Source organism: Paraburkholderia sp. BR13444 (assembly GCF_040948755.1).
GTDB lineage: Bacteria > Pseudomonadota > Gammaproteobacteria > Burkholderiales > Burkholderiaceae > Paraburkholderia > Paraburkholderia youngii.
The window spans coordinates 71,009-81,719 of record NZ_JBFPKM010000016.1 but is presented as its reverse complement, the minus strand read 5'-3'; the positions used below and the strand labels follow the sequence as shown (position 1 = coordinate 81,719).

11 protein-coding genes are annotated in these 10,711 nt (G+C 60.7%); 7 read left to right on the top strand and 4 right to left on the bottom strand.

Annotated features, from left to right (window positions below; translation table 11 throughout):
* Window positions 1-7 precede the first annotated feature (7 nt).
* Both AB3X95_RS31830 and AB3X95_RS31825 read left to right on the top strand, forming a co-directional pair.
* On the top strand, window positions 8-436 hold the full coding sequence (locus tag AB3X95_RS31830; protein ID WP_176124521.1) for a hypothetical protein: 429 nt from the start codon (window positions 8-10) through the stop codon (window positions 434-436).
* Window positions 437-551: 115 nt separating this feature from the next.
* Complete coding sequence (locus AB3X95_RS31825; RefSeq protein WP_368623372.1) at window positions 552-2,303, top strand: ShlB/FhaC/HecB family hemolysin secretion/activation protein; 1,752 nt, start codon at window positions 552-554, stop codon at window positions 2,301-2,303.
* A gap of 212 nt (window positions 2,304-2,515) precedes the next feature.
* Here AB3X95_RS31825 and AB3X95_RS31820 read toward each other — a convergent pair whose 3' ends face one another.
* Together AB3X95_RS31820 and AB3X95_RS31815 are read right to left on the bottom strand one after the other, a co-directional pair.
* Window positions 2,516-3,640, bottom strand: a complete 1,125-nt coding sequence (locus tag AB3X95_RS31820) for a cytochrome-c peroxidase (RefSeq protein ID WP_176124517.1) — start codon at window positions 3,638-3,640, stop codon at window positions 2,516-2,518.
* A 165-nt stretch (window positions 3,641-3,805) separates the two neighbouring features.
* Window positions 3,806-5,713 (bottom strand): alkaline phosphatase family protein, encoded by a 1,908-nt coding sequence (locus AB3X95_RS31815; protein ID WP_368623371.1) that lies wholly within the window; start codon window positions 5,711-5,713, stop codon window positions 3,806-3,808.
* Between the two features lie 376 nt (window positions 5,714-6,089).
* On the opposite strand from AB3X95_RS31815, the gene AB3X95_RS31810 reads away from it, so the two are divergent.
* The 5 genes from AB3X95_RS31810 to AB3X95_RS31790 are packed head-to-tail and all read left to right on the top strand — an operon-like array spanning window position 6,090 to window position 8,645.
* Complete coding sequence (locus AB3X95_RS31810) at window positions 6,090-6,449, top strand: hypothetical protein (RefSeq protein WP_368623370.1); 360 nt, start codon at window positions 6,090-6,092, stop codon at window positions 6,447-6,449.
* Window positions 6,449-6,982 carry a DUF4123 domain-containing protein gene (locus AB3X95_RS31805; RefSeq protein ID WP_368623369.1) on the top strand — a complete coding sequence of 178 codons (534 nt, stop codon included), beginning with the start codon at window positions 6,449-6,451 and terminating at the stop codon, window positions 6,980-6,982. Before AB3X95_RS31810 ends, AB3X95_RS31805 begins: the two co-directional genes overlap by 1 nt.
* On the top strand, window positions 6,939-7,283 hold the full coding sequence (locus tag AB3X95_RS31800) for a hypothetical protein (protein ID WP_368588182.1): 345 nt from the start codon (window positions 6,939-6,941) through the stop codon (window positions 7,281-7,283). Before AB3X95_RS31805 ends, AB3X95_RS31800 begins: the two co-directional genes overlap by 44 nt.
* Entirely contained in the window at window positions 7,283-7,906 is a 624-nt protein-coding gene (locus AB3X95_RS31795; RefSeq protein ID WP_368623368.1) for a restriction endonuclease fold toxin 5 domain-containing protein, read from the top strand. Before AB3X95_RS31800 ends, AB3X95_RS31795 begins: the two co-directional genes overlap by 1 nt.
* Window positions 7,907-7,913: 7 nt before the next feature.
* Window positions 7,914-8,645, top strand: coding sequence for an immunity 52 family protein (locus tag AB3X95_RS31790; RefSeq protein ID WP_254906031.1), 732 nt, complete (start codon window positions 7,914-7,916; stop codon window positions 8,643-8,645).
* 199 nt (window positions 8,646-8,844) lie between these two features.
* Here the strand turns inward: AB3X95_RS31790 and AB3X95_RS31785 are convergent, their stop codons facing one another.
* Both AB3X95_RS31785 and AB3X95_RS31780 read right to left on the bottom strand, forming a co-directional pair.
* Complete coding sequence (locus AB3X95_RS31785) at window positions 8,845-9,213, bottom strand: EscU/YscU/HrcU family type III secretion system export apparatus switch protein (protein WP_176110011.1); 369 nt, start codon at window positions 9,211-9,213, stop codon at window positions 8,845-8,847.
* On the bottom strand, window positions 9,213-10,640 hold the full coding sequence (locus tag AB3X95_RS31780) for a flagellar hook-length control protein FliK (RefSeq protein ID WP_368623367.1): 1,428 nt from the start codon (window positions 10,638-10,640) through the stop codon (window positions 9,213-9,215). Before AB3X95_RS31780 ends, AB3X95_RS31785 begins: the two co-directional genes overlap by 1 nt.
* Window positions 10,641-10,711 lie beyond the last annotated feature (71 nt).

Here is a 10,711-nt window from a genome sequence, read left to right as displayed (position 1 = left end):
TGGAGCAATGTTAGAAGCAAGCAAGATTGCCTGTTCGAAGCTGCAGAAATGGGTGCCAACTCTCGTATCATTGGCAGTCTTTTCAGTTGTTGTTGGTCTTGCAAGAGGCGCGGAATGGAAAGCTGTCTTGGGGAGACTAATTCCGCTCTTGGTTTTGGTTGCGGTGTTTTTTATCTATCAAGTTATAAAGGCGCGCCGTATTTTGAAGGGTGCTCCAAAATTAAGCCGAAGTGCACTCTTTGGTCGATTTTATTTGGCGGCGTTTGGTTTGCTTGTTACCTATTTTGGAATTTCTATTGCTTGGGAGATGAACGGGAAAGGCGAGGAGGCCTTTTCAATTTTAATTCCTGTCTTGCTCTTTTGCGTAGTGCTGTGCGGCGTTGCGCTATATAAGGAGCTTGGTGATTTGGACGAGGACTTCGAAGGGAAATACTAGGATGTGAGTTTATGGGAGGGTACTTGTGTGTCCTCCATATAAGTCGTTCGGGGAAGCTAAAGTTTAATTCACAGAGTGTGATTTTCTACACACTTTGTTCTCAACCATTCACCGTATGAAAATCAGAAAGAGGCTGGCGGCGCTGCCGCTCACAGCCCTGATGACGCTCGCGCATGCGCAGCAGACGCCGACGCCTGCGGATACCGCAGCGGCGGCACGCGCCAGTGCTGAGCAGAACCAGCAGGTCGAGCAGCAACGCAAAGCACAGGAACGCGAAGCGACGGTTAATGCGCCTTCGGTGCGCTCGACGGTTGAGCGCGCCTCTGGCTGGCCAGGTCTGCCGGCTGAAACGCCGTGCTTCCGCATTGACTCGTTCGTGCTTGACGTGCCGGCGACGCTACCTGATGCCGTGCGCTCGCAAGGCGCATCCGCGTTGCCGCTCGACCGCTTCGCGTTCGCCCGCGAATGGCTCGATCACTACACGGGGCAATGCGTGGGCAAAGCAGGACTCGACACGCTCACGAAGGGACTGCAACAGGTCATCCTGAGCCGGGGCTACATCACCACGCGCGTACTCCTGCCCGAGCAGGACCTCTCTACCGGTGCGCTGAAGTTCGCGCTGGTGCCGGGTGTTGTGCGTGCGATCCGCTTCGCCGAACCTGCCACGCGCGGTACGTGGAAAACTGCCTTCCCGGCCCGCGAGGGTGATCTGCTGAACCTGCGCGACCTCGAACAGGGGCTCGAACAGATGAAGCGCGTCAGCAGCCAGGACGTGGACATGAAAATCGAGCCAACTGATGTACCTGGCGAAAGCGATATTGTCGTTACGGTAAAGCGCGTGAAGCCGTGGACGGTGGTCGCCTCGGTGGACAACTCAGGCACGCGGGCCACCGGCAAGCTGCAAGGCAACCTGAGCCTGGGCATCGACAATCCGCTCGGGCTGAACGACATTTTCAATGTCGGTGTGAGTCAGGACCTCGAATTCGGCGACAAGGGTCTCGGTTCGCACGGCTGGAACGGTTCCTACTCGATTCCGTGGGGTTACTGGACTGGCACGCTGTCAGCCTATACGAACACGTACTATCAGCAGATCGCGGGCGTCAACACGACTTTCGTGTCGAGCGGCAACTCGCAGACCGTCGATTTCAGACTACAGCGGGTATTGATGCGCAGCCAGAACAACGTACTCGGCGCGCAGTTCAGGCTCACGAAGCGCTTCGGTGAAAGCTTCATTGAAGACACCGCTATTCCGCAGCAGCGGCGCAACAACACATTCATCGAGGCGGGGCTTACCGACCGTCACTACTTCGGCGCATCGCAGTTCGACGGCAGTCTCGCGTACCGTCAGGGTGTGGGCGGACTTGGGGCGACACCAGACTTCTACGAGAATGGTCCGACTTACCGCTTCCGCATGGCCGTCCTCGACGCGAACCTGTCGGTGCCGTTCCAGATCGCGAACCAGCCGCTACGCTTCGTCACAACCGTTCACGGCCAGTTCACCAACAACACGCTCAACTATATCGATGACCTGACCATCGGCAGCCGCTACACGGTGCGCGGCTTCGACGGCGAAACGATGCTGGCCGCCGAGCGCGGTTTCTTCTGGCGCAATGAGCTTCAGTTACCCATCGGCTCGACGGGCCAGTCTGTGTATGCCGGTATCGACTACGGCCGCGTGTTCGGGCCGAACACCGCATTTCTCGCCGGTACCCAACTCGCGGGCGCGGTGATCGGTGTGCGCGGCAGCGCATCGGCAAAGACAGGTGCGGTTGCCTGCGACCTCTTTGCAGCTACGCCCATCTATAAACCATCCGGCTTTCCAACTGCACGCGTGACGCTCGGATTCCAGGTGACGGGGCAGTTCTGACAGACCGTCTTCGCCGTTTCCGCGCAGTGCCGCAACTTCCCCACTGGCTCCCCACGGGACGCGTTTTAACGACCGCTGCAACCGTCTCAATCGCTGAAAGCCTTCTTCCGGCGGCGCTACGCGCGCCGAAACCCCGTTGCAGAATCACCGGTTGTTTCGGCGCTTCGTCCCCTCTACGCCTGGACCTGTTGAATCGGTATTCCGCCGCGACCTCAATGCGCCGCGACCTTTTTGTTCGCCTCTGCGTCGCTGTCATTCAATGTCTCCAGAAAGGCGACCACGTCGCGGATGTCGCTGTCCGACCAGACCGGCTTGCCGCCTTTGTGATTCGTCATCGGCGCGGTGCGATGGTCGACGTTGCTTTGGTATTGCACTGGCAGGTCGTCGAACTGCTGCTTGCCACCGGCATGCGGATACCACTTGCCCGGGTTCGTGTCGCGTTGCACGTAAAAGCGCAAAGCATCTTCGAGCGTGTGGAAGCGGCCGTTATGGAAAAACACCTGGCGGGTTGCGGTGTTGCGCAGCGTGGGCGTTCTGAACATGCCGCAGTACCACTTGTTGTCGGTCTTGTCGGTCCGCATCGGGCCGCACAAACCCAGGTCGTAGTACTTCGGATCGGCGTTGGCCGGAATCTCCGGGTTGCGTGGCACGCCCAGTGTCTGGAAGTTGTAGTCGGAAAGCGTCGGATGCGCACCGGCCGCGCCCTTGTCGACCAGGTGACACGACGCGCAGTTGCCGCGCTCGGGATCGACGAACAGGCTGAAACCCCGCGCCTCCTGCGTAGTGAACTGCGCCTTGCCGTCCAGCACGCGATCGAACTTGCTGTCGAACGGCTGAAAGCTCGGATCGTCGAACTGGAAGCGCTCCAGCGACTTGCCGAGCGCCGCGAGCGCGTCGGCCGGACGCGAGAAGATGTCCTGACCGAACACGGCACGGAAACGCGCAGCGTAAGCGCTCCTGCTCAATCTGCTCGCGACCGCGGCAGCGTCCGCGTTGGCCATCTCGTCGGGATTCAAAAGCGGGAACGCGGCCTGGTCTGCTGGGCGGTCGAAGCGCCCATCCCAGGTGTAGCCGCCGGAAGGCATGTTGTCGCCATCCTCCATGCGTTCCTTGGCGCTGCTCGCGTACGTGTGCGTCCAGATCGGCACGCGCCGCAGATAGCGCAGCGATGGCACGGCACGCGTGCCGTAGTGCTTCATATCGGCGCCGCCCAGTTGCACGGCGAGGCCATTGGGCGGCCCATAGGCACGATCAGGGCTGTGACAGCTCGCACACGACTGCCGGCCCGACGCCGACAGCGACGGATCGAAAAAAGCCAGCTTGCCGATCTCGGCCATGTCCTTGTTGGAAGGCGCTGCGGAAGTTGCCGCGGGGGGCGTCGCGGCGGCAGCGGTGCTGATCGCCTCTTCCCTGGGGCCGCAGGCCGTGAGGAAGAAACTCGCAAAGAGAAAAAGGGCCGCCCCCCGGGCGGTCCCTTTCGTAAAGTGCAAAGCCATCGATCTTTACTGAGTGAAGATGTCGGAGCCGAAGGCCGTCAGATTCACATCGTTTGCATAGCCCAGATACTGCGGAATACCGAATATGTTTTCCAGGCTCTTGAGCAGCGAGTAGTGGTTGTAGCCCGTAGCGGTGGTCGTACCCGCCTTGATGAACGGTGACAACAGCACGGCCCCGGTGCGGTCGCCGCCCACGCCGTTGTAGTGCATGCCGAGGCTGAACGTGGTCGCCGTCGGGAATGCTGCCGTCAGCGCCGAAGCACTTGCCGAACCAAGCAATCCCGCAGCAGCGGAAATCGGATAGTTCGCCATCAGGAACTCGTCCTCGGGACGCGTGACATTAGGACCGCTCTGCTGGTTGGCGGTCGACGCGCCAGTCAGTTTGATCATCAGTTGCAGCGTCGTGCCGTTGAGGGACGGGCTATAACCGCCGCTGGACGCATTCGACTCATCGAAGTTGATGACGATCAAACCATCGCGCTGGTAAGCCGGCGAAGCCTGGATGATAGGAATCCACTTTTTCAGGAACGCGTCGATCGAAGTCAGACCGCCCGGTGCGCCGCTCTTGCAGCCCTTGCCTGCCGCGCCCGTGCCGTCGCCGTCATGGCCGTCATCGCACAGGTTCGGCGTGATGAACACGAGGTTCGGCGTGGTGTCGATCGACTTCAGATCGTTTTCCAGGTTTGCGTCCAGATTCACGACGTGCTGATCGCAATATTCGATGTCGTCGATGATCGAGTGAAAGTACACGAACGGATTGTGACGCGTTGCGTAGGCGTCCGCGATGACGTCGCCGGACGCGGAACCCGCCGAAGCCGACTGCGTACCGTCGACCGCCTTGGCGGGATCAGTGCCCGCCAGCTTCGCGGTACGGGTCGGGAAGCTGCACGTCTTCGTGCCGTCGCGGTTCAGGTCGTTACCCATGTCGCCCATGTAGCCCTTCCAGGCGAACTTGGCGTTATCGAGCTGGTTGGCAAGCGTCTTGACGCGCGCCGGATACACACAGCCGCCACCGACGTGACCGTTTGCATCCGTGCCAGCCTTGAGCAGCTTGGCACCGTTGACCGGATCGGTGTAGTCGCCGGCATCGACGATGTCGGACCAGAGCGCGAAGCAGTCGGTCTCGGTATCCACCGTCGAGGGCTGACCGCTCATCATCGAGATGTAGTTATCGAGGCTGACGTGACCCGTACCGTAGTAGTTGGTCAGCATCGCGCCCTGCGTCGCGAGCGACTTCAGGTAAGGGTCCTGGCCACTGGTGGCCGCAGTCGTGCCAAAAGACTCCTCGTAGTCCTTGTTTTCCATCGTGATCACGAAAACGTGGCGCACCGCTTTTGCGCCGACCACCGCTTTGATGTAGTTGTCGCTTGCGGTCTTCAGGCTGGCAAGGCTGCTGTCGCCGTTGAAGTCGCCGAGCAGTTTGTCGGCCGGCACGCTGCCGTACCTGGCTGCGAGCGTGCTCTTTGCGTCGTCGAGCGTGGCGCCGCCCGCCACCAGTTGAGCCAGTTGCGTGGTGATGGCGCTGACGGTGCCCGTCGCGCCCTTGGGCGCGCGGAAGAACGTGCCGGAACCGAACTGGGTGCCCATGTTGTTGCCATTGGCATCGTTTTCCCGCGCGTTGGTCAGATCGGCGATCACATTCTTCCAGCCGCCGTTGCTCGCGTCGCCAATGGAGAATTTGCCCTTGGCATCGGTCACCGCATAGGGCTCGCCGCTATCGCACTTGCCGTTGTCGTTGAGGTCGAGACAGACCTTCGCATTCTGGATGTAGCTGCCGAGCACCTGGCCCGACACCTGGGGAACCATGCTGTTGCTGCCGCCACACGCGCTCAGGCCCGCCGCCACACCGATGCTGGCCAGCAGCGCACAAGCGCTCACCCGCAACATCCGACTCTTGTTCTTTGAAAAATCCATACGATGTCAATCCTCTACGCGCTGGACGGATGTCGTCTTCGCGAAACCTCGCCCGATTATTGAAATTATTGCTTCGGGCGGCAGTGTAAGAACGTTACGTGACAATTCCATTGCATGTTTGAAAGCAATGCACTTTGACACGCCACGGAGTCGACGATTACGCGCCCGCTAACCCGAAAGGCCGTTAATGGTCGGGGCGCAATGCCGCCTTTTTTAGTCATCCTGCGTGAGCAGGAATATGCAATAGAAATAGAGATACCCGACACAATAGTAAATAGTTGTCGAAAACGTTTTATCTCAATTTAAAGCCGTTGACCGTGTTGCGTTTTCGATGGTTAATTCGTCGGGTGTATTCTGGAAAAACAGCAGAGGTCAGATGGAAAAACAGAAGCAGGATGAAACCCGGGGCATGGAAGAGTGCCAGCTTTGTCGTATCACCTATTCCCTCTACTCAAACTTCCCGCCAATGCCGTCGGCGATGGCGCTGAACGCTGAAACCGGCGAATGGTTTCCGTTCGATAGTCTGAAGTCGTGTCCCACCGGTTATGAGATGGCCGAAGCCCTAGGTTACGGATGGGCATGCAATTGTCGCGGACGCTCTCCGGATACTCCACAGAAAAAAGGCCCGTCATCGGTCTACGGCGCAACGCCCCGGCCGGTGCTTCCGCAGTCGTCTATCTGTCTCGATTGCATGATTCGCGCTGCCGGGCAAGGTGCGATGACCCTGGAGCGCTGATGATTCCCGCCTCTGTCAATGAACAGCTTCGCCAGTACGGGCAACGGCGCTACAGCGGCCACGTGCTGGCGCTGGTGGACGGTATCCAGTACCAGCAGCATACCGGCCAGCAACTCACTGCCGAAACCGATCGGGCGGTTTCGCTGTTCGCGGGAACGCACGAGATGGCACTCGCACACGCGGGGCCGTGGCTGCTTGATCCGAAGATGGCGCGCGAGTTTATTGCGGACCTGCGCGAACTCGAACAGGCCCGCCCTGGCGTGATCTGGCTGAGTACCGCAGAGAGCCTTGAGCGGCAGGCCGCAAAGCTGCGCCCGCACCTGCATACCCGAATACCAAAAGGACGGTCGGCCCTGCTGCGCTTTTGGGACCCGAGGGTGCTGCATGCGCTCGATGCGGTATGCCGCGGCAAGAGCGAGCGTGAGCTTTTCAGGGCTGCCGACGCGTGGCACTACCTCAACGAAGGACGACGGTTCACCATCGACGACAATGGAATTTACCGAAGGACAATGGGCGCTTCTGAAAGCCTATGAAGACCGCAACTATGTCGACTTTATCCGCGGCCATATCGTGCGCGATTATCCCGCGCTGGCCAATGATCCGACCTTGCGCGACCGGCTTGATGGGGCCTTTGCACAGACAAGGATGCTCCGTTTTACACATGACGGGCCGATAGTCGATTTCCTGTATGTGGAAGCAACCACGCCGGGGTTTTACTGGATTCCGGAGGTCATAGCATGGCTGCACAAGCCCGGGGTCCCAGCTGAACAGCGATTCGAAATGCTGATGCAGGCAACGCGAAAAAGACAACAGGAAATGAAGGAGAAACGCTGATGGGTATTCCATTCCCGGCGACGCTCGCACGCGCAGCACACGCAATGGCGCAGGCAACGCCTATGCCTGTTCCGGTCCCCGCTGTCGCACCGTCTGCTGGCCCTGTGGGCAGCAGCGGCACGGGAGCGCGTGCAGACGGCGGATGGGGCGAACTAGCGCGTGACCGGTCCCGCGAACGCGAAAGGCCGTGCAAGTGCCCGCCCGAGAAGGGTGGCGAAAAGGTGCAAAGGAATCACAGCATGAATCCTGAGCCCCGACGCTACCAGGCCCGCATCACAGGGTTTGAGTACGGAATAGTGACGAACGGGCAAGGCAGGGAAACCAGCCAGGGCTGGAATATGGAGTGGGCGTGGCTCGGTACAGATTTTGATGGATTTCAACCGTCGCAATGTCTCTTGCAGGAAGCAAAGGGGAATTACGACCAATTTATTGGCGCAGACGATAAACCAAAGCCGTTTTTTGTGGGCTTTAAAAGAATGGCGGATCAAATATTTGATCAAGGGACTACAGTGCGCGCAAATCCTCCGGCAAGGCTCACGTGGTATTTTCAGACCCCGAAGACGAGGGAATATATGATTTCCACGCTTCGAGCCGCTGGTGTGCCATCAGTCAATCAACCCTGATCCACTCATGAATCTGTTTGAACAACATCGAGATAGTAGCGTCATCCCCTCTTCGGCGTTTGAGTTTCATATTCGCCGACTGCGTCCGCTTATTGATTTGATGACGCAAAAGGACAGGACCTTGGCCAATTGGTATATGCAAGGCGATACCATCACGGAGGCTTTGCTGTGCAAGGTTTACGAAAATAATGAGCCCTCCGAGGCGGCCGTTCTTTCGCTAGCCGATGAATATAAGGGAAAAGCTTCGAATGTCACGAAATCAATCGGCATCTGGAATGGTGTTGAATCGGGGGGCGAAGGGGCCACCGCTTATGTTTCGTTCGATGGAGGAGGGGTAATTTCTCAAATGCTTGATTTAGAAATTGGCGAGAAGAATCTCAATTCCTCAAGATTGGGTGAATATAAATCTGTTGCCGAGATTGTGGCGAAGACGGTTGAGATTTACGGGTCACTTTACGTGACTTTTGGGCCGCGCAAGTACACGACCGAAGCCGTCTTCGATGATCGTCTTGCCGTAAGCTGGATGCTCTACCTGCCGCACGTTCTCACGCAGGCCCAAGTGCCCGAAGCGCGCGACCTTATCCCTGTCATCCGCGATGGCAATCAGCAAGGCACGATCGTCGTCAGCGTGACGGATGAAGTCTTCGATGTGCACAACCGGGAGCACGTCAAGGCGGCAAATGATATCGAAATCCGCCTCGCCGATCAGGACCTGTTGCCACGTTTCGTTGATCTCTGAGTTCGGCTCGCTATTCCCGCTTTTGCGGGGGTTTCCTGCGAAAGGCCCGCGCCGCAGCGAGGCCTTTTCTACGTCACGCGAGGCACCGTTTGCGATGGCGCAGGGTCAATGCCAATAGACCGACAAGCAAGGAAAGACCAACACCGCAAGAACAAAGACAAAAAAGAACTCCGCTCTGCAAAAGGGCAAGCCCGCACCGTCAATGATCCACAGCCCCCGTGCCGCCAGGCACATCAGTAGCAACAACATCCACCACATCCTGCGCGCCAGCACTCTCCCCCTCATGAGCCGGCTCAACATCAGCCCCACTCTCGAGCCGATGCAACCAGGCCAACAACTCGGCAACAGCCTGATATAGCTCCGGAGGAATCCGCGCATCCAGATCGACCTGCATCAACAGCGACACCATCTCGGGCGCCTCGTGCACATACAGCCCTGCTTCCTTCGCGCGCTGCACGATCATGTCGGCAAGCAGCCCATACCCCTTCGCGACCACACGCGGCGCTGGTTCCCCGCCATGAGCGTCATAAACGAGCGCAGCCGCGCTGCGACGATGGGTGCGGCTCATCAGATATCCCAATCGAAGTCGTCGCGCAAAGCGGTGCTCGCCGCCGCCGACTCGGTTACAGCCGCCGACGCCGACCGTGCATACGCGCCCGCCGCCTGCGCCCCCGCCGCCGAGGCGCCAGCCACCGCAGACGCCGGTGCACCGCCGCCAATCTCCCGAATCGTCAAGCCCTGCAGCTCGATCCCCGCCGCCGCGAGCCGCTGACGGAAACCGTCACCCTGATTCGCGAGCCGCGCGGCGCCCCGCGGGCTCGCCTGCACGCGCGCGCTCAGCCGCGTGCCGGTCAGCGTCAGTTCGGCATCGACGGTGCCGAGCGTCGGCAGCGACAGCGTCAGGCGCGTGCGCCACGGCTGGTCGTCCTCGCTCGCGAGGCCGCCGCCGCTGCGGTCCCATTCGTCGCCATCCTGCTCGATGGTCCAGTCCAGACGCGCGCCGGGCCACGCCTCGCCGGTCCAGCGAAACTGTCCGGTCGCGAGCAGATCGAGCTGCTGGCGCACGAGCGGGACCGTCGCCGGATGCACCGCCGCCGCCATTGCCTGCGCGCTCTTCGATGGACCCGCATCGGCCGCCTGCGACGCCGCGCCGTGCGGCCCCGCATGTGTGGACTGCCCGTTCAGATCGGACACCGAACTGGCCAGCAGCTCGCCCGCGACGAGGCGCGCGGCCTGCGCGGTCAGGATCGACGGCATCGCGTGCGAGGCCGGGTTGTTGTCGGCGGCGTTCGGCGTGCCAGCCGGCGTGCCGTTCGGTGTACCGTTCGGCGCGCCGCGTGGCGTCGCCTCGGCAGCTCCGTTCGCCGAAGCGGACCGCGTGCTCGCGTCGCCAGCGTCGGCGCTCCAGCCGGGGGGCAATTGAGAATCTGCGACGAGCTGGTTCTGTGCCTCGTTCGCCAGTTGAGCCGGCGACCGCTGGCCGACCAGCCACGCTGCGAGATGCGCCTCGTAGAACAGGCCGCTGTCGGCCACTGTCCTTTGCAGCGCGGCCGCGAGCGCCGCGACGGGCACTTCGGTCGCCGCCACGCTCGCGGTGGTAGCCGCGCTAGCGTGGGCAGCAGCGTTGGGATTGGTATTGAGATTCGCAGAAGCGGCGGAATCGCCAGTAGCGGCGCCCGCATTGGTCAGCGGCAAGCTCTCGATGGCGACGTCGAGCGCCGGCGCGGCCGCCCAGATCGGCGCGCGGCCGAGCACCGCCGGTGTCGCCTCGCCGCCCGAGTGCGCGATCGCGTTCAGCGTCAGCGCGACGGCCGACAGCGCGGTTTGCGCGGACGACTGCGGCGCTGGCGTCGCGTTCGCAGGCGCCGCGGGAACCTTGGTATCGACGCCGGCCGCGCCGGTCTGCGAGGTCGTCGCGGTTCCCGGCGCAATGTTGAGCAGGCTGTCGATCCGGCTCGACAGCACCGAAGCGAGGGCCGAATCGATTCCGTTCATGCCGGTTCCTTGGTCGCATCGGCGGCAATGCGCGCGATGCTCTGATTGCTGCGATCCTTCAGACGCGCACG